The 21,730-nt window shown below is 61.4% G+C and carries 16 protein-coding genes; 6 read left to right on the top strand and 10 right to left on the bottom strand.

The window, feature by feature from the left end:
- Window positions 1-59: 59 nt before the first annotated feature.
- The 6 genes from CLV65_RS01185 to CLV65_RS01215 all read right to left on the bottom strand — a co-directional run bounded on the left by CLV65_RS01185 (window position 60) and on the right by CLV65_RS01215 (window position 7,261).
- Window positions 60-1,520: an MATE family efflux transporter gene (locus CLV65_RS01185; RefSeq protein WP_094690978.1), complete on the bottom strand. Its 1,461-nt coding sequence runs from the start codon at window positions 1,518-1,520 to the stop codon at window positions 60-62.
- Between the two features lie 98 nt (window positions 1,521-1,618).
- On the bottom strand, window positions 1,619-1,951 hold the full coding sequence (locus tag CLV65_RS01190) for a branched-chain amino acid transporter permease (protein ID WP_094690977.1): 333 nt from the start codon (window positions 1,949-1,951) through the stop codon (window positions 1,619-1,621).
- A 1-nt stretch (window position 1,952) separates the two neighbouring features.
- Window positions 1,953-2,738 carry an AzlC family ABC transporter permease gene (locus tag CLV65_RS01195; RefSeq protein ID WP_094690976.1) on the bottom strand — a complete coding sequence of 262 codons (786 nt, stop codon included), beginning with the start codon at window positions 2,736-2,738 and terminating at the stop codon, window positions 1,953-1,955.
- 45 nt (window positions 2,739-2,783) lie between these two features.
- Complete coding sequence (locus CLV65_RS01200) at window positions 2,784-4,265, bottom strand: APC family permease (protein ID WP_094690975.1); 1,482 nt, start codon at window positions 4,263-4,265, stop codon at window positions 2,784-2,786.
- Between the two features lie 611 nt (window positions 4,266-4,876).
- Entirely contained in the window at window positions 4,877-5,788 is a 912-nt protein-coding gene (locus tag CLV65_RS01210; protein WP_094691580.1) for an ADP-ribosylglycohydrolase family protein, read from the bottom strand.
- A gap of 216 nt (window positions 5,789-6,004) precedes the next feature.
- Window positions 6,005-7,261: a chloride channel protein gene (locus CLV65_RS01215; RefSeq protein WP_158216105.1), complete on the bottom strand. Its 1,257-nt coding sequence runs from the start codon at window positions 7,259-7,261 to the stop codon at window positions 6,005-6,007.
- A gap of 471 nt (window positions 7,262-7,732) precedes the next feature.
- On the opposite strand from CLV65_RS01215, the gene CLV65_RS01220 reads away from it, so the two are divergent.
- The 5 genes from CLV65_RS01220 (at window position 7,733) to CLV65_RS09065 (ending at window position 15,336) form a co-directional block, all read left to right on the top strand.
- Window positions 7,733-8,716: a 3-hydroxyacyl-CoA dehydrogenase family protein gene (locus CLV65_RS01220; RefSeq protein WP_094691582.1), complete on the top strand. Its 984-nt coding sequence runs from the start codon at window positions 7,733-7,735 to the stop codon at window positions 8,714-8,716.
- Between the two features lie 230 nt (window positions 8,717-8,946).
- Complete coding sequence (gene guaA / locus CLV65_RS01225; protein ID WP_094691583.1) at window positions 8,947-10,509, top strand: glutamine-hydrolyzing GMP synthase; 1,563 nt, start codon at window positions 8,947-8,949, stop codon at window positions 10,507-10,509.
- A 306-nt stretch (window positions 10,510-10,815) separates the two neighbouring features.
- Window positions 10,816-13,311 (top strand): phosphoketolase, encoded by a 2,496-nt coding sequence (locus tag CLV65_RS01230; RefSeq protein ID WP_094691584.1) that lies wholly within the window; start codon window positions 10,816-10,818, stop codon window positions 13,309-13,311.
- 410 nt (window positions 13,312-13,721) lie between these two features.
- A complete protein-coding gene (locus tag CLV65_RS01235) occupies window positions 13,722-14,327 on the top strand; it encodes a GNAT family N-acetyltransferase (RefSeq protein ID WP_094691585.1) in 606 nt (201 codons plus the stop codon).
- Between the two features lie 394 nt (window positions 14,328-14,721).
- Window positions 14,722-15,336, top strand: a complete 615-nt coding sequence (locus tag CLV65_RS09065) for a type II secretion system protein (protein WP_094691586.1) — start codon at window positions 14,722-14,724, stop codon at window positions 15,334-15,336.
- Between the two features lie 149 nt (window positions 15,337-15,485).
- Here the strand turns inward: CLV65_RS09065 and nrdF are convergent, their stop codons facing one another.
- From nrdF to CLV65_RS01260, 4 genes are all read right to left on the bottom strand, one after another.
- Complete coding sequence (gene nrdF, locus CLV65_RS01245) at window positions 15,486-16,481, bottom strand: class 1b ribonucleoside-diphosphate reductase subunit beta (RefSeq protein ID WP_094691824.1); 996 nt, start codon at window positions 16,479-16,481, stop codon at window positions 15,486-15,488.
- A 197-nt stretch (window positions 16,482-16,678) separates the two neighbouring features.
- The gene (gene nrdE, locus CLV65_RS01250; RefSeq protein ID WP_094691587.1) at window positions 16,679-18,934 is read right to left on the bottom strand and encodes a class 1b ribonucleoside-diphosphate reductase subunit alpha; all 2,256 of its coding nucleotides are present in this window, start codon (window positions 18,932-18,934) and stop codon (window positions 16,679-16,681) included.
- Window positions 18,935-19,065: 131 nt separating this feature from the next.
- Window positions 19,066-19,626: a class Ib ribonucleoside-diphosphate reductase assembly flavoprotein NrdI gene (gene nrdI / locus CLV65_RS01255; protein ID WP_094691588.1), complete on the bottom strand. Its 561-nt coding sequence runs from the start codon at window positions 19,624-19,626 to the stop codon at window positions 19,066-19,068.
- Window positions 19,623-19,901: a glutaredoxin domain-containing protein gene (locus CLV65_RS01260; RefSeq protein WP_094691589.1), complete on the bottom strand. Its 279-nt coding sequence runs from the start codon at window positions 19,899-19,901 to the stop codon at window positions 19,623-19,625. Before CLV65_RS01260 ends, nrdI begins: the two co-directional genes overlap by 4 nt.
- 671 nt (window positions 19,902-20,572) lie before the next feature.
- Here CLV65_RS01260 and asd point away from each other — a divergent pair.
- Entirely contained in the window at window positions 20,573-21,661 is a 1,089-nt protein-coding gene (gene asd, locus CLV65_RS01270) for an aspartate-semialdehyde dehydrogenase (protein WP_094691591.1), read from the top strand.
- The last annotated feature ends 69 nt before the right edge of the window (window positions 21,662-21,730 follow it).

Here is a 21,730-nt window from a genome sequence, read left to right on the forward strand (position 1 = left end):
GCCTCAGAATGAAGATGCACCCGCTTCGCTGCGTGGGGTCATATCACAAGTAGCGCCGCTCACAGCTGCTTCATCCAGCGGCGGGAGCGGAACAGGGGGAGCGAGATAAGCGTTTTCGCGGTTTCTTCCTGCGAGATCATCGCATAGACGCCCACGACAGACCAGTGCCATGCGAAACCGGAAAGCAGTGCGAGCGGCACGCCCACGCACCATGTGCCCAGCAGGCTGACGGCCATGATGTAGCCGGTCTTGCCGCCGCTGCGCAGCACGCCGCTGCTCATGATCATGTTCGCCACGCGCAGCGGGAACATGATGGCGAACACCACGAGAATCTGCTGTGTGATGGCGCGCACGGAGTCGTCCACTTGGAAGATACGCACGTATGCGCCCCGCAGCGCCACCACTGCACCGGCGATGACGATCGCCGCCACGAAGCCGTCTCGCAGTAGTCGGCGCGCCGTGGCATAGGCGCCGTTCTCATCGCCTGCGCCCAGCTTGCGCCCCACCATGAGCAGCGCTGCCTGCGCCAGTCCCGCCAATGCACCGAACACCAGCGTGGTCATGGGGTTGATGAGGGTCATGGCGGCCATGGCGTCCGTGCTCAGATGACCGTAGACGGAGGCATACACGTTGTTGCCCAGCTGCCACAGGAAGTCGCCCGCGACCATGGGTGCGAGCACGGAGCCGAACATCCCCAGTTCGCTGCGCGTGCGGTACAGCGCCGGGGTGAGACCCCACTGCGTGCTGTCGTGTGCCATGCTCTCGTGTGCCCGTGGGCGGCCGGCATTGCGTCGGCGTGCGAAATACCACAGCACGCCCGCGCACGCCACGCATTGCGATGTCGTCGACGCCCATGCCGCACCGCGCACGCCGAGCGCTAGTGTGACCGGCGTGCCGAAAATCAGCACGAAGTTGAGCGCCGTGTTCGCCACCGCTGCGGCGATGCCGGCGTACAGCGGCACTTTGGCGGCGTCCGTGCACCGCAGATACACGGCGATGATGTTTTCAACCACTTGGGGAATGAATCCCAGCGCGTAGATGCGGATGTATGGCGCGGCTGTGGCGATGGTCGCCGGATCGGTCGAATACAGCCCCATGATGCGCGTGGGGCTGGCGATGCACGCCGCAGCGCACATCACGGCGAGCGCGCTCATTGCGGCGAGGCTCGTGTAGAAGGCCTGACCGGATTGCCGCGCATCACCCTTGGCCGTCGACTGAGCCATGATGATGCTCGCCGCACCCGCCACCGAAAACACGAGCGTGTTGTACAATCCCACGAAACTTGCCGCGATGCCGATCGCCGCCACGCTCACCGTGCCCAGCTGGCCGATCATGACTTGGTCGATGACGCTGAAGGAGGATTGCAGCAGGTATTGCAAGGTGACCGGCAGTGCGATGCGGCGCAGTTCGCGCCGGAAGCTTGCGTTCACCTCGGCTGCGGAGGCTGCGGAGGGCGCGGAGGGCGCGGAGGGCGTGGAGGGCGCAGAAGGCGTGGAGTCAGGCAGTGCGTTGTTGCTCATAGTGGAGCCTCGGAAATCAGCGGGAACAGTGCATTGAAAGGTTGTGGAAACAGTGCGGTTGAGACGCAGCCGTCAGACAGCGCCGCATAGCAGTGCCGTCAGGCGACGAAAACGGTTTGCACGAGCACCATGTAGAGAATGGTTCCCGCCGCCATCGACACCATCATGTTGCGCTTCCACAGGTAGCTTGCCCACACGATGAGCAGCGCAATCGCCTCAGGGATGCCGTAAGGCCATGCCAGCAGGTTCACGTTGCGCAGGCAGTAGATGACGAGCAGGCCGAACACCGCCGGTCCCAGCACGCGACCAAGGTATTGCACGTAGGCGGGAATCGGCTTGCCGGATGGGAACAGGATGTAAGGAATGAAACGGTCGAGCACGGTGGCGAGAATCACCACGCCGATCGTGATGGCGATGTGAAGCGGATCCATGTCAATCCTGCCTTTCCGGGGCCGGCTGCTTTTCGACGACCGGCAGGTTGCGTTCGATGGGGCCGCGCAGCGCTGTGAGCAGCACGAGGATCGTGATCATGCTTGGCACGATGAAATTATCCGGTCCAAACACCAGCAGACAGGCGAGGGAACCGAGCAGGCCAATGCATTCTGCCGCATGGGAGCGCAGAAAACCGTAGATTCCATGTTTTTTCGCTTCGGCGGTGCTGGTGAGCCATTGGTTGAGGAATATGACGGCGAACATCGTCGTCATCACGAAATCCAGCCCCTTCGTGTTGAAGGTGAGCATGGACCCGCACACCGCGCCGATGGCGGTGCCGGCGACCCAATAGCACTGGTCGAGCGCTGAAACCCACAGGTAGAACCAGCCGTGGTCCACATCCGCGGGGATGGAGGCGGAATAATTCACGGCGAATGTCTCATCGGTGGTGCTGAAAATCAGGTAAGGCTTCTTGCGGCCGGTGTCGCGGTACCTGCCGAGCATGGCGATGCCGTAGAACAGATGCCGCGCGCCCACCATGAGCGCCGTGACGAAAGCGGACAGCGGATTGAACGCCGACGCCAGAATCTGCACCAACAGGAACTCCATCGAACCCGTGTAGATGAGGGCGCCGGTCAGAGGCGGCAGCCACACGGGCATGCCGGAGCTCGTCATGAGGATGCCGTAGGTGATGCCCAGGAACACATAGCCGGCCATCACCGGGATGGTGAAGGGGAAGCACGCTTGCAATGCGCGCGAAGCTCGACTATGCGTTCGCTGGGTCATGTGCACCTTCTTGGGTTTGGGTTTGCCGTGGTTCAGTCCACGGATTTAGTCCACGAGCGGTTCGGGGCCTTTGCCTGATTCGATGTCGGCGACGGCCGGCTCAGGGCGTCCATTCAGCTTGGAATGGCGACGGCTGTAGCCGAAGTATACGCACAAACCGATGGCGAACCATATGACGAAACGCACCCACGTCTGCCAGGTGAGGCCGGCGATGAGCACGGCGCAGAAGATGATCGCCAGGATCGGCGTAACCGGCACGCCCGGTGCGCGGAAGCCGCGGTGCGCGTCAGGCTGCGTGTGGCGCATCCACAGCACGCCGGCGGAGACGATGATGAACGCGGAGAGCGTGCCGATGTTGACCAGCTCGAACAGGATGTTGATGTTGATGAGGCCACCGGCAATGGCGGTGAGCAGGCCGAAGAACCACGTGCCCTTCCACGGCGTGTGGTGCTTGTCGTCGACCTCGCCGAAGAACTTGGGGAACAGTCCGTCGCGGCTCATCGCATAGCAGATGCGCGTCTGGCCATACAGCTGCACGAGCATGACGGTCGTCATGCCGATGAGAGCGCCCAGGTTCACGATGAACGCCAGCCAGTTGAGGCCGGTCGCCAGGATCACGCCCGCCACCGGAGCGTCCACGAAGTTAGCGAAATCGGGGTACTTGACGATGCCGGTCATGATGAGCGTCATCGCGATGTAGAGCACCGTGGAGATGACCAGCGAGTAGATGATGCCGCGTGGCAGCGTCTTGTTGGGGTTCACCGTCTCTTCGGCGGACGACGAGACCGCGTCGAAGCCGATGAAGCTGAAGAACACGATCGAAGCGGCGGGGATGATGCCCATTGGCTTGGACGAGCCGGGCTGGAACGTGTAGATGCCGTAAGGGGAGAACGGCTTCCAGTTCGCCGGGTTCACATACCACACCGTGCACACGATGAACAGGATGATGATGGCCAGCTTAATCATGACCATGATGTCGTTCGTGCGCTTCGTCTGGTTGATGCCCACGGCGAGCACCCACGTGATGATGAGCACCACGATGAAGCCGGGCAGGTTGAAGTACGTCGTGACGCCAGGAGTGGTGCCATAGGCGGCGGTGAGTTCGACAGGCAGGTGGATTCCGAAGCCTTCGAGCAGCTTGTTGAAATACCCGGACCATCCGGCGGACACCGTGGCGGCCTGCAACGCGTATTCCAAGATGAGGTCCCAGCCGATGACGAAGGCGATCAGCTCGCCGAACGCCACATATGAATAGGAGTATGCCGAGCCGGAGACGGGCACCATTGACGCGAACTCTGCGTAGCACAGGCCGGCGAAACCGCAGCACACCGCGGCAAGCAGGAACGAGATCGACAGCGCCGGTCCCGCGGTGAGCGCGCCCTTGCCAGTGAGCACGAAGATGCCCGTGCCGATGATTGCCCCGATGCCGAGCATCGTCAGGTCGAAGGTCTTCATTGTGCGTTTCAGCGGGGTGGCGGAGGCGGTGAGCTCCTCCACGGTTTTCTTACGCAGCAGTTTCGATGCCATGTGTGTCTGCTTTCTGGACGGTTTGCTGTTTGTCGGGTGCGGCGCGCGTGGCGCGGGGCGTGCGTGGCGCTGGGCGCGCTGGGCGCGCGGGCGCGCTGGGCGCGCGGGCGCGCTGGGCGTGGGGCGCTATATAAGGATTGCCGCACCTTATATAAGAGATGAGTCCGTACCTTTTTTAGCAGTGTCACGGGACGCTCGCGGCACACCGTCCGCGCTGCGGCAAGTGGTGGGTGGAGTGGGGTGGATGGTGAGCGGTGGGCGGAGTCGTAAGTGGCGTCTGCTATTCAGTGCATGACCTGAAGTCTTGGGTGTGAATTGCGGCGAATTGTGATTGGTGACAGTGTAGTTGGGGAAATCACTGGTGGTTTCGATATACTGGTTCACGCTATCTGCTGGGAATGCTTGGAAACCATCGGCTCATTGAGGGCCTGTTCACGAAAAACAAAACAGGAAACATGAACGGAAACCTTCCATCCGAACGGCTGTCAATGGCGGTCATGAAAACAAGCATGCCAGGATGCGTGTTTTCATGACCGCCATTGCGTTTTTCGCCGGCATGTTCAGCCTGTTTCACAGAAGGGGAATGATGATGATGATTGCATTGGCTGTCATCATAATGATTCGATTTCATTGATGGCAGTGTTGATAAGCTCCATGCCTCGTAGATCCTGGATCCACTGTTCCGGGATGCCGTTTGTTCCGCCGATTCCATGGATCACCCCGGCGACGCTTCCTGCGATGCATGCCACGGTGTCCGTGTCATCGCCAAGCGAGCATGCGTTGAACGCGGATTGCTCATAGCTGTCGGCATTGATGACAGACCATGCAGCGGCTTCCATCGTGCTTACAACATAGCCTTTTCCGCTGATTTCGCTTTTGTCATAATCCCCGATGTGGGCGAACCGTTCCGATACGGATCCCATGCCGTTCGCACGCATGTAACGGGCGGATTCGGCGAACGCACCGGCGGCATCCATCCCGCTGATGACAAGCCTCAGCGCATGGACCCATTGCACGCATGCATGCATCGAAACGGGATGGGCATGCGTTGTTGCGCTGATGCGCATGATCTCATCATCGGTCGCATCGGTCAACGCAAGCGGGGCGATTCGCATGAGGGAACCATTGCCGTTGCTATGCTCGTCATCGCATCCATGCTTTTGGACGATGGCGCGCCATGTCGTTCCCCCGCAATCCGCGCATACACCATCGATGGTATATGCCCCGTCATTGACCCATTCCGCGTATTTGGAAAACATGTCGGCGGTGTTCACATTGCCATCATTGTCCTTCAGGCTTGCGATTGTCGCAAGGGTCATGCTTGTGTCATCGGTCCACGTCCCTTTCGGCGCGCGTCCGATAAGACCGCCTCCGGTGATGGCGGCGCTTGTCCATGAAGGGGTGAACGAAGGGGTGAACTTTCCACGTTTGAAACCTTCGAACGGTGCTCCGTATGCATCGCCGACAGCCCCTCCGAGAATGAGCGCCTTCGCAATGCTGTCATTTGATGTGAATGAAACCATAAACCTCTCCTTATCTCCCCAATCTAAGATGATGCCACTGTATTACTTCATTATACAGTGGCTTGTCATGATGAAAGCAGATCGGCGTTGCTTTCCGTCCCCGTCCGTGGACATGCCATCATCATGTCCTGTTCAGGGCTTTTTTATAAAAAGTTGGATATGCTCATTTTCGATGCCGTTTAAGGATTGACGTGCCCCCTACACTGCCTACATCCCCTATCTCCGCAACCCCGGTGCCTTTGCCGCAAGGACCGCGCACATCGCCACGAGCGGCAGTGTGGTGGGCGGGAAACACAGCGCAAGCACGACGATCGTGATCACCGGCTTGCGCGTGCAGGCGCTCACGAGGGCTGCGGTGATGCATGCCACCGCGATCATCGGGTCGCAGCCGGTTGCCAGCGCCAGCGCATAGCCCGCGCTCACCCCGCAGAAGATCATGGGGAAGAACTCGCCGCCGATCCAGCCGCCCGCCACGCACACGGCGGTCGCCGCGAGCTTCGCCAGGCAGGTGAGCGCGAGGAACAGCGCCGTGGATCGCTGCCAGCTGCCCAGCAGCGCCACGGTGCCGGTCTGGCCGGAGAAAAGCACGTCGGGGAGTCCGATCGCCAGCAGTCCAAGGAACGCGCCGGCAATCACTGCGCGCGTCACATGGCGTTGCTCGCCGATGGCGGTGGCGATCGTGCCGCTCACGGCGTGGCACAGCAGCGAGAACTGCGCCAGCGCGTAGCCGATGACGAGCGCCGCCAGCGCCCACATCCAGTCGCGGGTGCTGGTGCGCAGGTAGTCGATCGGCGCAAAGCGGGGCAGGGAACCGGCGGTGCCGAAGCATGTGACGAAGCCCATGATGCCGAGCACGAATCCGGTGGCGGCGACCACCCACAGCACGCCCGAAGCAGGGCGGGAGTATGCATAGGTGAAGGGATGGCGCTCGGCACCTTGCGCCACCGGCCCCTGCGCCCCTGTGAGGCTGCGGATGGCCGCGCTCAGCGCATGATCGGGGTTGCGCACGGCGGCGAGCCCGGAACGGCGCAATGCGTGGATGCCCGCATACACGCCCGCGGTCACGAACCCGCATACGCCTGCCTCGGGACCAACCGCACCGCCGAACGCAATCGGCAGCAGAAACAGCACCAGCGACTTGCCGACGCTCGGCAGCCGGTAGGTACCTGTCGCCTTGGCCTTGGCGATCACCTGCCCCAGTGTGTCCAGACTGTAGCCGAAGCGCTGTGTCGCCAAGCCGATGAGCGCCCCGCCTACGACGCCCAGCGCCACCGGGCTGATTTGTCGCAGCAGTGCGGAGGGCAGTGCGTCACGCAGGCGGTCCCACAGCAGGCGTTGCAGCAGTTCGGAAAGCCGCAGCGTGCCGATAGTGCCGATGCCCACCACGGCGCCCACGAGGAATGCGAGCACAAGCAGGAGCGCGATAACGCCGGCAAGTGTGCCAGGGCGCAGCGGTCGATCGGCAGCCTCCATGATGCGTTTGCGGGCAAGCTTGTGTGGTTTCTGTCCGCGCTGTGCTGTGCCAGGCTCGCGCCGTGCTGTGTCAGGCTCGCGCCTTGTGGCGTCGGGCCTTGTTGCATTCTCTCGGTTATTGTGCACGATGCCGCTCCGGTGTCTAGTGCTCCTCTGTCCGCTTCCTGGCCATCTCTCTGGCGCGGATAGTTCCATGATTCCTTCGTCATAATCATAAAGAACCAGCAGAATCGCGAATTATTTAAGGAACCATCAAGGAAGAGCCAACGGTGCATACGGTACATACGGCGACAGCGGGGTATGATGCAAGGCTCTGTGCAGACGCGAGCCATGCAGGCAGAGTTCCGTCCAAACACGGCGGCTCGGAACCCTGCTCCGCAGCCGCTGGCACCTATAATGGCTGCAGATGCAAGGTCGCATCGATTGCCGGCGCGGGAGCCGCGCTGAAGCGTTTCGTGGAAGGAGACACCCATGAACGAGACGACCATTCCCACTGATTCCCAGGCAAGTGATTCCCCTGTGGCGCAGGCACAGTCAGCTGCCGCACAGCACTCGGATTCCGCCGCGTCCATCCGTCGCATCACCGTGGCGGGCGCCGGCACGATGGGTTACTCGATAGCCGAGATCTTCGCACGCAAAGGCTATGAGGTCACGTTGTGGAATCATCGCTGGCCTGCGCTCGACCGCGCCAAGACCCTCATCGCGTCCGAAGTCGCCGATTCCATTGACTACAGTGCGTCCGACCACGCGTTCGAAGACGCCGACCTCATCGTTGAAAGCATTGTGGAAGACATCGACGCCAAGCTCGCCTTCTACCGCCAGGCCTCGCCCTTGGCTCGCCCTAATGCCATCATCGTCACCAATACCTCCGGGCTGTCCATCAACAAGCTCGCCACGGCCGTCGCCGGCCCGCAGAGGTTCTTGGGCATGCACTGGTTCAACCCGCCCACGCTCATCCCTCTCATCGAAATCATCAAAAACGACGCGACCGACCCCGCTGTCGCCCGCACCATCTATGACTTGGCGCTCGCCATTGGCAAGAAGCCGGCGATCGTCGAGAAAGACGTGCCTGGTTTCGCCGCCAACCGCATTCAGCTGGCCGTGGTGCGCGAAGTGTGCTCGATGGTGAGCAAGGGCATCATTTCGCCTGAAGGCGCCGACGCTGTGATGAAATACGGCCTTGGCTTCCGCTGGTCGTGTCTGGGGCCGCTTGAGACGCTGGATTTCGGCGGCATCGATGTGTTCGAGCATGTCAGCGAATACCTCATGCCGGATCTGGAGGATTCCCATGAGGTGCCCGCCCTGCTCAAGCAGCATTATGAGGCGGGCGAACTGGGTGTCAAGACCGGCAAGGGTTTCTATGATTACTCCGGCGACAAGGCCCGCCAGGCGACCGCCGAGCGCGACCGCAAGTTGCGCGCCGTGCATGATGCGCTGTACGGCGAAGACAACTGAGAGCTGTGTCGCTGACCGTCACTCGTCATCCCGCCGCCCCGTGCCCGCCGTTGTCGCAAGCCGTGGGGATAATCGGCACGAGAGGTCTGGCTGCCCGGCTTCTGCCCGGCTTGGAGCGAGCGGGTGGCGGCACAGGCTTGCTGCTGCGCGGGTTTTCTGCTGCGCGGCGTGCGCGCCAGAGGCACAGACCGTGCAATCCAGCCCATCGAACACAGTTCAAGGAGCATTACATGACCCAAGGTCCCGTCCTTGTTGTCGATTACGGCGCCCAGTACGCCCAGCTCATCGCGCGTCGCGTGCGTGAGACCGGCGTGTACTCCGAGCTGATTCCTCATTCCAAGTCGGTGGAGGAAGTCATCGCGAAGCACCCCAGCGCCATCATCCTGTCGGGCGGCCCGTCCTCGGTGTACGAAGACGGCGCGCCGCAGGTCGACCCCAAGCTGTTCGAAGCCGGCGTGCCGGTGCTCGGCATCTGCTACGGGTTCCAGGCAATGGCGTACGCGCTCGGCGGCACCGTCGACCGCGCGGCCTTGGGTGAATACGGCCACACGGAGGCCACGGTCAGCGACGCAACCGGCATCCTCGCCGGCTCTCCCGCCACGCAGAACGTGTGGATGAGCCATGGCGTCGCCGTGACGAAGGCCCCGCAGGGATTCACCGTGCAGGCCACCACGCCGGGCGCGCCGGTCGCCGCCATGGCAGACGAATCCCGCAAGCTCTACGGCGTGCAGTGGCACCCCGAGGTGCGCCACACCGAGCTTGGCCAGCAGCTCATCGAAAACTTCATCCACAAGTGCGCCGGCCTCGAAAGCAACTGGTCCACCGAAGGAATCATCGACGAGCAGATCGCCAAGATCCGCGAGCAGGTGGGCGACGCCCATGTGATCTGCGGCCTGTCCGGTGGCGTGGATTCCGCCGTCGCCGCAACGCTCGTGCACAAGGCCATCGGCGACCAGCTCACCTGCGTGTTCGTCGACCACGGCATGCTGCGCAAGGGCGAGGCCGAGCAGGTCAAGCATGATTTCGTCGAAGCCACCGGCATCAAGCTCATCGCCGAAGACGCTTCCGACGACTTCCTCACCGCGCTCAAGGGCGTCACCGAACCCGAGCGCAAGCGCAAGATCATCGGTGAGAAATTCATCCGCACGTTCGAGAAATCCACGCGCGAAGTCATGGCACAGGCCGGCGAGCAAGGCGGGGAAGTGAAATTCCTTGTGCAAGGCACGCTGTATCCGGACGTCGTCGAATCCGGCGGCGGCGACGGTGCCTCCAACATCAAGAGCCACCACAACGTCGGCGGCCTTCCCAAGGACCTCAACTTCAAGCTCATCGAGCCGCTGCGCTCGCTGTTCAAGGATGAGGTGCGCGCCATCGGCACGAAGCTCGGTCTGCCGGACGCCATCGTGTGGCGCCAGCCGTTCCCCGGCCCCGGCCTGGGCATCCGCATCATCGGCGAAATCACGCGTGAACGCCTCGACCTGCTGCGTGACGCCGACGCCATCGCCCGTGAGGAACTGACCGCCGCCGGTCTTGACCGCGACATCTGGCAGTGCCCTGTCGTGCTGCTCGCCGACGTGCATTCCGTGGGCGTGCAGGGTGATGCGCGCACCTATGGCAACCCGATCGTGCTGCGTCCGGTCAGCTCCGAAGATGCCATGACCGCCGATTGGAGCCGCGTGCCCTACGATGTGCTGTCGCGCATCTCCACGCGCATCACGAACGAGTGCCGCGGCATCAACCGTGTCGTGCTCGACGTGACGAGCAAGCCGCCGGCAACCATCGAGTGGGAGTGAGCGGCAACAGCCGTGAAAACACGAGCCGTGAGACCTGTGGACACAGGGTCTCACGGCTTTTGTTTTTCGCCAGCCTGTGTTTTCCGATGCAGTGCATGAGAGGGCGCAGCAGGGCGCCGTTGCGGCGGCGGGTTCCGTCGCATGGTGAAACTTCCACAAACGGCGCGGCTTTTGGCGCGTCGCGCAAGGCGTCAAAAGTCGAATGCACATCGTATGCTGTACTGCGGTTGGGAAAAAGGCGGGGACGCCTTGACCCCACAAATTAATGGCAAACGCACTGCGGTGCAGGAAGTTACAGGAGTACATATGACGAGTCCTGTTATTGGCACACCTTGGAAGAAGCTCAACCGAGCAGTCTCCGAGGAGTCTCTCGAAGGCGTTGACAAGTATTGGCGCGCTGCCAACTACCTGTCCATCGGTCAGATCTACCTTCTCAAGAACCCGCTCATGAGGGAGCCGTTCACCCGCGATGACGTCAAGCATCGTCTTGTCGGTCACTGGGGCACCACCCCTGGCCTGAACTTCCTCATCGGCCACATCAACCGTTTCATCGCCGATCACCAGCAGAACACTGTGATCATCATGGGCCCGGGCCACGGCGGCCCTGCCGGCACCGCACAGTCCTACCTGGACGGCACCTACTTCGAGATTCGTCCGGACATCACCAACGATGAGAAGGGCCTGGCGAAGTTCTTCCGTCAGTTCTCTTACCCGGGCGGCATTCCTTCCCACTACGCACCGGAGACCCCGGGCTCCATCCATGAGGGTGGCGAGCTCGGCTACGCTCTGTCCCACGCTTACGGCGCAGTCTTCAACAACCCGAGCCTGTTCGTGCCGGCCATCGTCGGCGACGGCGAAGCCGAGACCGGCCCTCTGGCCACCGGCTGGCAGTCCAACAAGCTCGTGAACCCGCGCACCGACGGCATCGTGCTGCCGATCCTGCACCTCAACGGCTACAAGATCGCCAACCCGACCATCCTCTCCCGTATCTCCGACGAAGAGCTCCACGAGTTCTTCCACGGCATGGGCTACGAACCGTACGAGTTCGTCGCTGGCTTCGACGATGAGGACCACATGTCCATCCACCGTCGTTTCGCCGACCTGTTCGAGAACGTCTGGGACGAGATCTGCGACATCAAGGCCACCGCGCAGACGAACGACGTTGATCGTCCGTTCTACCCGATGATCATCTTCCGCACCCCGAAGGGCTGGACCTGCCCGAAGTTCATCGATGGCAAGAAGACCGAGGGCTCTTGGCGCGCTCACCAGGTGCCGCTCGCTTCTGCACGCGACACCGAGGAGCACTTCCAGGTTCTCAAGAACTGGCTCGAGTCCTACAAGCCGGAAGAGCTCTTCAACGAAGACGGCTCCATCAAGGAAGACGTCATCTCGTTCATGCCTAAGGGCGACCTGCGCATCGGCGCCAACCCGAACGCCAACGGCGGCCTGATCCGCAAGGATCTCGTGCTTCCGAAGCTCGAGGATTACGAAGTCACCGAGGTCAAGAAGTTCGGCCACGGCTGGGGCGGCATGAAGGGCGGCAAGGAAGCTACGCGCGTCCTTGGCTACTACACCCGCGACATCATCAAGCTCAACCCGGATAGCTTCCGTATCTTCGGACCTGACGAGACCGCTTCCAACCGTCTCGGCGCTGCCTATGAGGTCACCAACAAGCAGTGGGATGCAGGCTACCTGTCCTCCCTCGTTGATGAGCACATGGCTGTCACCGGCCAGGTCACGGAGCAGCTCTCCGAGCATCAGATGGAAGGCTTCGTCGAGGGCTACATCCTCACCGGTCGCCACGCCATCTGGAGCTCCTACGAGTCCTTCGTGCACGTGATCGACTCCATGCTGAACCAGCACGCAAAGTGGCTCGAGGCCACCGTGCGTGAGATTCCGTGGCGCAAGCCGATCGCCTCCATGAACCTGCTCGTGAGCTCTCACGTGTGGCGTCAGGATCACAACGGCTTCTCGCACCAGGATCCGGGTGTCATCGACATCCTGCTCAACAAGAACTTCAACAACGACCACGTGATCGGCATCTACTTCCCGTGCGATGCCAACATGCTGCTCGCTGTTGCTGAGCGCTGCTTCAAGTCCACCAACAAGATCAACGCCATCATCGCTGGCAAGCAGCCGGCTGCCACTTGGCTGACCCTCGACGAGGCTCGCGCAGAGCTCGAGAAGGGCGTTGCCGAGTGGAAGTGGGCTTCCAACGTCAAGGACGGCGAAGAGCCCGACATCGTGCTCGCCACCTGCGGTGACATCCCGGTGCAGGAGACCCTCGCTGCGGCCGAGCAGCTTGACGCCGAAGGCATCAAGTTCAAGGTCGTCAACGTTGTGGACCTTCTCTCCATCGAGAACGCTCAGGACAACGACGAGGCCATCTCCGACGAAGAGTTCACCGAGCTCTTCACCGCTGACAAGCCGGTTCTGTTCGCATACCACGCATATGCTCGCGAGATCCGTTCCCTCATCTGGAACCGCCCGAACCACGACAACTTCATCGTGCACGGCTACCAGGAGCAGGGTTCCACCACCACGCCGTTCGACATGGTGCGTGTGAACGACCTCGACCGCTTCGAGCTCGAAGCTGAGGCTCTGCGTGCAATCGACGCCGACAAGTTCGCCGATCGTATCGCTTACCTCGAGCAGCATCGTATCGACACCTTCCAGTACGCATGCGACAACGGCGAAGATGCGCCGGAGTACACCGACTGGGTGTGGCACGAGGCCAAGGCCAAGACCGAGGCTGCTGGCGCTGTGACCGCTACCGCGGCAACCGCTGGCGACAACGAGTAAGGTTTCTTGCTCGACAGCCGATCGAGTTCATCTGATTGGCTAATCTAGGGCTCCCGATTCGTCGGGAGCCCTTTTCGTATGTTCCCCAGGTCTGTTACAAACTCTCAGTTTGTCTTGTGTGTCTTGTGCGCCTGGTGTGTCTTGTGCGCCTGGTGAATCGCATGCGTCGTTCGGGGTGTGAGGGTCGTGAGGTTGAGAGGGTCGTGAGGTCGTGAGGTCGTGAGGTCGTGCGTGCCTCGTGCACCTTCGTGCTAGAAATTCAGCTGAAAGAACTCGCGTGCTGCTTGCCGCGGTGGTATAAGGTGGAAAGACACAGGGCAGTTGCGAAAGGCTCTCCGCACCCCTCGAGACTCTTCGCAGCCTCTCGAACCTCCCGCAGCCGCCGAGCGAACCAGAGGAAGGACGCACGCATGTCATCACCGGATTTCTTCATCAGGGTCGCCACCCCGCGCGACGCCGGCCAGCTTGATGCGATCTATGCTCATTATGTGCGCGACACCGCCATCACTTTTGAATACGACGTGCCGAGCATTTCGGAATTCGCAACCCGCATCCACAACACGCTGTCGTTCTACCCGTGGGTCGTGGCGGAAGCCCCGAACGGCACGCTGCTCGGCTACGCGTACGCTGGTCCCTTCCATGCGCGTCCCGCTTATGACTGGGCGGTGGAAACCTCGATTTACGTTGATAACGACGTGCGCCGCCTCGGTTTGGGCACCGCGCTGCACAATGCACTCTTTCAGAGCCTGCAGGCGATGGGAATCACCAACATGGAGGCTTGCATCGCCGTGACAAATCACCCAGATGAGCACTTGGGCAACGCATCGGTGGACTTCCACCATAAGCTCGGCTACCGCATGGTGGGACGCTTTGAACAGTGCGGTTACAAGTTCCGCACGTGGTATGACATGGTGTGGATGGAGCGCATCATCGGCCAGCACGTGACGGATCAGCCTGCGGTGCGTCCTTTCCTTGAGGTCGCGAACACCGTCGGTGCGCTCAAGCCTGAAGCATAAGAAGATCGAAGCATAATGAGCACAACGCGCGCGTCCACAGAAGGGCGCGCGTCCAGTTTCTGAGCGCGCGCAGTGTGTGGAATGCGGTTTCGTTGCGTAGATCAGGGTGTTGCGTAAATCAGGGTGTTGCGTAAATCAGGGTGTTGCGTAAATCAGGGGGCGTTGCGTAGACCGGAGCGTTGCGTAGGCCAGTTTCGTTGCGTAGACCAGGGCGCTGCGTAAATCAGGGGTGTAACGGAATGGTTAAAATGGTCTTATAATTAACTTATAGGTCTTTGGTAACGCAGCCGAAGACAGGAGACGAATCGGAACGATCCAGCTAGATAGCGCGACTCCGATGTCGTGGTTCCGCGCGCCCAATGGTGGGCGCACGAGAGGGAAGAGAGGTGAAACCATGCGTGGTATATATAGATCTTTGGGACGTCGTAGCCGCGGGCAATCCGGTTTTACACTCGTCGAGTTGCTTGTCGTGGTGATTATCATCGGCATCCTTGCGGCCGCGAGCGTGCCGATATATTTGAATGTGCGCAAGGCGGCATGGAACAGCGCAACCGAATCCGATTTGAAGCACGCAGCAGACTCCATTGAGAACGCAAGCGTTGAACTCGGCGGTAATCTGCCTCCGAATTTCATGGTTGCAGCAAGAACCGGGGCACAGAAGCACCAGATAGCGAGCAACGTCAGATATTCCTACAGCAGCAAAGTAAACCCTACTCAAACGACGGTTACGCTTTCCTCAGGCGTGTCGATGTGCTACGCAACAACTGGAACTGGCAACACCTACCGGATATATACGACCAATAGCAACAATCTGAGTGTCTACTACGTGTATGATTCGGCGACTGGTCAAGTACTAAAGGAGGACAACCCCGACAAGATTGCTGCTGCTACGTCTACCCAAGAGCAGATGCAGTGGAATCCCGCTGGTAACGGGCACAGGAGACCGTGGCACAAAACACCACTTACTAAATGTCCAATCGAACAGCACTACGGTCCGCCCAGCGCATGATGACGGAGAGGCAGGCTTGATGGTCTCTCTCCCATCCGAGTAGAGGGTTTGAGTGTGTAGAGGGACGGTGCGCTGGAGTTGTTTGCTCCGGCGCACCGTCCGTTTTATGACCTGCCGTGCTCATTCACTGTGTAAACGCGCTCAGCACCCTAGAAATCCCAATCGTCGTCGTCTGTCTCCTCTGCCTTGCCCATGACGTAGGACGACCCCGAGCCGGAGAAAAAGTCGTGGTTTTCGTTGGCCGACGGTGAGAGCGCTGCAAGGATTTCCGGACTCACGTGCGTCTCCTCCGCGGCAAACCGCGTAGGATACCCGAGGTTCATCAGTGCCTTGTTGGCGTTGTATCGCACGAACGCAAACACATCCGGCATGAAGTCAAAGCCTGCATACACGTCCGCGGAGTACTCGATCTCCAATTCGTAGAGACGGTCGAGCAGACCGTTCGTGAAATCGCGCAGCATCCGCTGGTCCTCGGCGCTGCGCAACTCGAGGCCGCGCTGGAATTTGTAGCCCGAGTAATACCCGTGGATCGCTTTGTCGCGCAAAATCAGGCGAATCATGTCCGCGGTGTTCATCATCGTGCCGCGCGCCGCGAAATGCAACGGCAGATAGAACCCCGCATACAGTAGCAGCGACGACAGCAGCGTCGCGGCGACCTTGCGCTTGAGCGGGTCATCGCTCTCGTACTGCTCGAGCACGGTATCAACGCGCTCCTGCAGGATGTCGTTGCCCACCGCCCAGCGGTACGCCTGATCGATTTGCTCGCTGGAGCACAGCGTGGAGAAAATCGACGAATACGAGCGTGCGTGGATGGATTGCATGAACGCGATGTTCGTGTACACAGCCTGCTCGTGCTCGGTGCGCGCATGTTCGATCTGGCAGATTTCGCCGATGGTGGCCTGTGTGGTGTCGAGCAAGGTGAGGCCGGTGAACACGCGCACCGTGGTGGTGCGTTCGCGTTCGCTCAAGGCTCGCCAGTCAGCGGTGTCGTTTGACAGCGGCACCTTTTCGGGCAGCCAGAAGTTGGCGACGAGGCGGTTCCATACCTCGAGGTCCTTGTCGTCAATGATGCGGTTCCAATTGATCGGGCGCACGCGGGCGCCATGATGATAGCGGTATTGCGCCGGGGTGATCGAAGCGGCCATGGTCGCTTCGTCTGCGATGCGGACGGTGCGGCGCGTGGATGCCTGCGTGGGTGCGGTGGGGATTGTTGTGGTTTCGGTCATGATGATCCTTCGGTTGGGAGTGATGTTCGCTGACGTGGGTATTGCTGATGTGGTTTTCACTGATGTGGTTTTCGGCGACGGAATTGTCGATGGCAGGGATTGGGTGACCGCATGTCTCACAGCATGCAGCTGACGCAGCCTTCGACGTCCGTGCCTTCTAGCGCTTGCTGGCGGATGCGGATGTAATACAGCGTTTTGATTCCCTTGCGCCACGCATAGATCTGTGCTTTGTTGAGATCGCGCGTCGTCGCGGTGTCGGGGAAGAACAGCGTGAGGGACAGCCCTTGGTCCACGTGTTTTGTGGCTTCGGCGTAGGTGTCGATGATCGCTTTCCAGCCGATCGTGTAGGCGTCCTCGAACATGCCGAGGTTGTCGTTGGTCATGTATGGCGCGGGGTAGTAGACGCGGCCGGTCTTGCCTTCCTTGCGGATCTCGATGCGTGCGGCGATGGGGTGGATCGAGCTCGTCGAATGGTTGATGTATGAGATCGACCCGGTCGGCGGCACCGCCTGCAGGTACGCGTTGTAGATGCCGTCGCGCAGCACCTGCTCTTGCAGGGCGCGCCAGTCCTGCGCCGAGGGAATCGCCACGCCAAGCCGATCGAAGATCGCCCGCACGGCATCGGTGCGCGGCTTGGTGCGGTACGTGCCGTCCACATACCGGTCAAAGTAATTGCCTTCGCCCGCCGGCCTCGCATACGCGCTGTCGGAGAAACCTGCGAAACGCACGCCGCGTTCGGCTGCGATGGCATGCGACGTGCGGTAGGCATGGTAGGCCACCGTCATGAAATACATGTCGGTGAAATCCAGTGCGTCCTCGCTGCCGTAGCGCAGTCCTTCGCGCCCCAGGAATCCGTGCAGGTTCATCTGCCCCAGCCCGATGGCATGGCTTTCTTCGTTGCCGCGCCGGACGGAGGGCACGCAGTCCAGCCTGGTGGTGTCGCTCACCGCGGTCAGCGCACGCACCGCTGTCTCGACGCTGCCCGCGAGACCCCCGTCCATCGCCTTCGCGATGTTGAGTGACCCCAGGTTGCATGAGATGTCGCGTCCCACATGCTCGTAGCTGAGATCCTCCCGGTAGGTGCTCGGCTCCTGCACCTGCAGGATCTCGGAGCACAGGTTGCTCATCGTCACCCGCCCGTGGATGGGGTTCGCGCGGTTCACCGTGTCTTCGAACAGCATGTAGGGGTAGCCTGATTCGAATTGCAGTTCCGCCAGCGTCATGAAGAATTCGCGCGCGTCAATGTACGTTTTGCGGATGCGCTCATCCGCCACCATCTCGTCATAGCGTTCCGTCACCGAGATGTCAGCGAACGGCACGCCATACACGCGCTCCACGTCGTATGGGCTGAACAACGCCATGCGTTCGCGCCGCTTCGCCAGTTCGAACGTCACGTCGGGAATCACGACGCCCAGTGCCAGCGACTTGATGCGGATCTTCTCGTCCGCGTTCTCGCGCTTCGTGTCGAGGAAGCGCATGATGTCCGGATGGTGTGCGTTGAGATACACCGCGCCGGCGCCTTGGCGTGCGCCCAGCTGGTTGGCGTAGCTGAATGAATCCTCGAGCAGCTTCATGACCGGCACCACGCCGCTCGACTGGTGTTCGATGCGCTTGATCGGCGCGCCCGCCTCGCGCAGGTTCGTCAGCAGCAGCGCTACGCCGCCGCCCCGCTTCGACAATTGCAACGCAGCGTTGATGCCGCGCGAGATGGACTCCATGTTGTCTTCCATGCGTAGCAGGAAGCAGCTCACCGCCTCGCCGCGCTGCGCCTTGCCGAGGTTGAGGAACGTGGGGGTCGCCGGCTGGAATCGACCCTGCACCATTGCGTCGAGATAACCCATGGCCGCGTGTTCGTCGCCGCCTGCCAAGGCGAGCGCCACGGCGGCGCACCGCTCGGGGAAGTCCTCGAGATACTGCGTCCCGTCGAAGGTCTTGAGCGCATACGACGCATAGAATTTGAACGCTCCGAGGAAGGTTTCGAATTCGAAGCCCATGCCGTGGGCGTGGGCATAGAACGAATCGAGGAACTCATCTGAATAGGCGGCGAAGACGGCCGGGTCGTAGTAGTCGTTGTCGATGAGGAATCGCAGGCGTTCGAGGGCGGAGGCGAAGCGGCGCGTGGCAGGCTCGACGGCTGTGCGCATGTAGGCTCGCACGGCCTCGGTGTCGGCTTCGAACCGGATGCGGCCGTGCTCGTCATACAGGTTGAGCAGCGCGTTGAGCGCATGGTAGTCCAGTGTGGCGGGCGGAATCGCGGCGGGAACCGCCGTAGGGGTCGTGGTGGAGGTTGCGGCATTCGCGGACGTCGCGTTCGCCGCTGTGTGCGCCGGCTCGGTTGGCGTTGCTGTGGCGGTTTGCAGTGCTGATGTCATGGTTTCTCCATTGAGATGGGGGATGGGATGGTGGAATGGAACGGGGAAAATGGAATGGGGGAATGGGATGGGATTTTCGGTGCGGGATGGTTTCAGTCGGATGGTTCCAGTCGGATGGGCGGTTCGGCCGGTTACGTGGTCTCGCGCCCTGTGGTCTCTTTGTGCGTGTTTTCTTGTCGCTTGCTTTCTGTTGGGGCGGAGCGGAAGAAATCACGCAGCCCGACTCTCACCGCGCGCCGGTCCTCGGGCGTGCCTGTCAGCTCGAATCCGTAGAGGAACGGCACGTGGCAGCGGCGGGCGATGATGTCTCCCGCAGCGCAGTACGCGTCGCCAAAATTCGTATTGCCCGAGGCTATGACGCCGCGCAGGAACCGGCGGTTCGCCCGATCGTTGAGAAAACGCCGCACCTGCGGGGGCAGGGCCTTCGTCGCATCACCTCCGCCATACGTGGGCACCACGATCACGTAGGGTTCGCGCACCTCGAGCGTTCCCTCCGCGGGGCGCAGGGGGATGCGGTATACGGCGATTCCCTCAGCGGGCAGGGCACAACCGGCGATGAAGCGCGCCGTGTTGCCTGAGGCTGACGAAAAATACACCACCGCACCGATGCGCGTGCCCTCCGCCGGCGCCTCAGGACACGTGACCGGAGCAGGCGACGCGGACTGGCGGGGTGCTGCATCGACGGCGTTCACGCCAGCCGTCCTTGCTGCGCGGCGGAGGTTTCGAGACGGTGCGCTTCGAGTTGTTGTGCCAGGTCATCGATGAGGTCCGGTCGGTGGCCCGACCACGTCGCATATGGGGTGATGACGACGGGAGCCTGACGGTAGCCTGCGTCAACAAGCTGTGCCAGGGTCTGCGGGTTGCGGCTCAGGTCCACGACGTCGAATTCGATGCCCAGCTGCGCGAGACGGCGTTCCGTCGCGGCGCACTGCGGGCAGTTCGGTTTGTCGAACACGGTGATGCCCATGTGGTCTCCTTGCATGATTGGTGGGCGTCGCGCGGTGTTGCGCGGCGGGTGATAGTCACGCTACACCGCCCTTCGAGGGACGAAAGGCACTAGATGTGTTGGTGAGACAGTCAGACACGCCCATATCTAGTGAGCTGTTTTACAGTCAGGAGAACGGCTTTTGGCTGCTGCGCCGCCACTGGGAGGCGATGGGGGAGTGTGATAAAGATGACAGTCGCTTGCATTCGGCGGTGCCATGCGGTATCGGGGCGGCTGCGCGCGAGGCGGCGGTGCCTTTCGCGGCGCGGCGGACGGCGGCAGGTTGAGGTTCCTGCGGCGCGGCAAGAAGCGGTGGGTTGAGATGTATGCGACGTGTCGGATAGCGGCTGGTTGAGATGCGTGCGGCGTGTCGGCTGTTTCGACATCCGGACGTTGTTGCATCCCGCACTGGTTTGATGACAGGGTATGCCGTATGAGTCATCGCTCTGCCCCAGGGCAACGGCATCGTCAGTGGCGGCAATCCACAGAGCAGGGTTCGAAAAGCGGGCATTCCGTGGAATCTGCCCACGGGTGAACGTATCATGGTGACGAATGTGCGGTGCTGCGCGCGTTGTGCAAAGCGTGCCGCGACCTCGTGCAATGACCAAGACATCCGTAGCGGCCGGGTGACCGGCATCAAGTGAGAGGTTGACATGTCTGAGAAGTTGAAGGTCGGCGTTCTGGGAGCCACTGGCATGGTCGGTCAGCGTTTCGTGACGCTTCTTGAGAACCACCCGTGGTTCGAGCTGGTGACGGTGGCGGCATCCGCCCACAGCGCGGGCAAGACCTACGAGGAGGCGGTGGGCGACCGTTGGAAGATGGAGACCCCGATGCCCGAGTTCGTCAAGAACATGGTCGTCAAGGACGTATCCGACGTCGAGAACGTCGCCAAGGACGTCGACTTCGTCTTCTCCGCCGTCAACATGAGCAAGGACGAGATCCGCGCCATCGAAGAGGAATACGCGAAGACCGAGACCCCCGTCGTCTCCAACAACTCCGCCCACCGCTGGACCCCCGACGTGCCGATGGTCATCCCCGAGATCAACCCGCAGCACTACGAGGTCATCAAGGACCAGCGCAAGCGCCTGGGCACCACCCGCGGTTTCATCGCCGTCAAGCCGAACTGCTCCATCCAGGCCTACACCCCGTGCCTGGCCGCATGGATGGAATTCGAGCCGCGCGAGGTCGTCGTGAGCACCTACCAGGCCATTTCCGGCGCTGGCAAGACGTTCAAGGACTGGCCTGAGATGATCGGCAACATCATCCCCTTCATCTCCGGTGAAGAGGAGAAGTCCGAGCAGGAGCCGCTCAAGGTGTTCGGCCACATCGAGGATGGCAAGATCGTCAAGCTCGACAACGGCCTGCGCATCACCTCGCAGTGCATCCGCGTGCCCGTGCTCAACGGCCACACCGCCACGGTGTTCGTGAACTTCGCCAAGAAGCCCACGAAGGAGCAGCTCATCGAGAAGCTCGTGAACTTCTCCGGCGAACCGCAGCGCCTCGGCCTGCCGCACGCCCCCAAGCAGTTCATCCAGTACCGCACGGAACCCGACCGTCCGCAGGTCAAGCTCGACGTGGATTACGAAGGCGGCATGGGCATCACCATCGGCCGTCTGCGCGAGGATTCCATCTTCGACTGGAAGTTCGTCGGCCTGGCGCACAACACGCTGCGCGGTGCCGCCGGCGGCGCTCTCGAAAGCGCCGAGATGCTCAAGGCGATCGGTTACATCACCAAGAAGTAAGTACCATGGTGATGTAAGGACGCCATCGCATCCACATAAGGGTCACGCTCGGCTTTGTTGTTTTCCTTT

Source organism: Pseudoscardovia suis (genome assembly GCF_002797875.1).
Lineage (GTDB): Bacteria > Actinomycetota > Actinomycetes > Actinomycetales > Bifidobacteriaceae > Pseudoscardovia > Pseudoscardovia suis.

What these genes read in the sequence shown, in the direction of transcription:
- CLV65_RS01185 (WP_094690978.1), bottom strand. Translation starts at nt 1,520, where the DNA reads ATGAGCAACAACGCACTGCCTGACTCCACGCCTTCTGCGCCCTCCACG.
- CLV65_RS01190 (WP_094690977.1), bottom strand. Translation starts at nt 1,951, where the DNA reads ATGGATCCGCTTCACATCGCCATCACGATCGGCGTGGTGATTCTCGCC.
- CLV65_RS01195 (WP_094690976.1), bottom strand. Translation starts at nt 2,738, where the DNA reads ATGACCCAGCGAACGCATAGTCGAGCTTCGCGCGCATTGCAAGCGTGC.
- CLV65_RS01200 (WP_094690975.1), bottom strand. Translation starts at nt 4,265, where the DNA reads ATGGCATCGAAACTGCTGCGTAAGAAAACCGTGGAGGAGCTCACCGCC.
- CLV65_RS01210 (WP_094691580.1), bottom strand. Translation starts at nt 5,788, where the DNA reads ATGGTTTCATTCACATCAAATGACAGCATTGCGAAGGCGCTCATTCTC.
- CLV65_RS01215 (WP_158216105.1), bottom strand. Translation starts at nt 7,261, where the DNA reads ATGGAGGCTGCCGATCGACCGCTGCGCCCTGGCACACTTGCCGGCGTT.
- CLV65_RS01220 (WP_094691582.1), top strand. Translation starts at nt 7,733, where the DNA reads ATGAACGAGACGACCATTCCCACTGATTCCCAGGCAAGTGATTCCCCT.
- guaA (WP_094691583.1), top strand. Translation starts at nt 8,947, where the DNA reads ATGACCCAAGGTCCCGTCCTTGTTGTCGATTACGGCGCCCAGTACGCC.
- CLV65_RS01230 (WP_094691584.1), top strand. Translation starts at nt 10,816, where the DNA reads ATGACGAGTCCTGTTATTGGCACACCTTGGAAGAAGCTCAACCGAGCA.
- CLV65_RS01235 (WP_094691585.1), top strand. Translation starts at nt 13,722, where the DNA reads ATGTCATCACCGGATTTCTTCATCAGGGTCGCCACCCCGCGCGACGCC.
- CLV65_RS09065 (WP_094691586.1), top strand. Translation starts at nt 14,722, where the DNA reads ATGCGTGGTATATATAGATCTTTGGGACGTCGTAGCCGCGGGCAATCC.
- nrdF (WP_094691824.1), bottom strand. Translation starts at nt 16,481, where the DNA reads ATGGCCGCTTCGATCACCCCGGCGCAATACCGCTATCATCATGGCGCC.
- nrdE (WP_094691587.1), bottom strand. Translation starts at nt 18,934, where the DNA reads ATGACATCAGCACTGCAAACCGCCACAGCAACGCCAACCGAGCCGGCG.
- CLV65_RS01260 (WP_094691589.1), bottom strand. Translation starts at nt 19,901, where the DNA reads ATGGGCATCACCGTGTTCGACAAACCGAACTGCCCGCAGTGCGCCGCG.
- asd (WP_094691591.1), top strand. Translation starts at nt 20,573, where the DNA reads ATGTCTGAGAAGTTGAAGGTCGGCGTTCTGGGAGCCACTGGCATGGTC.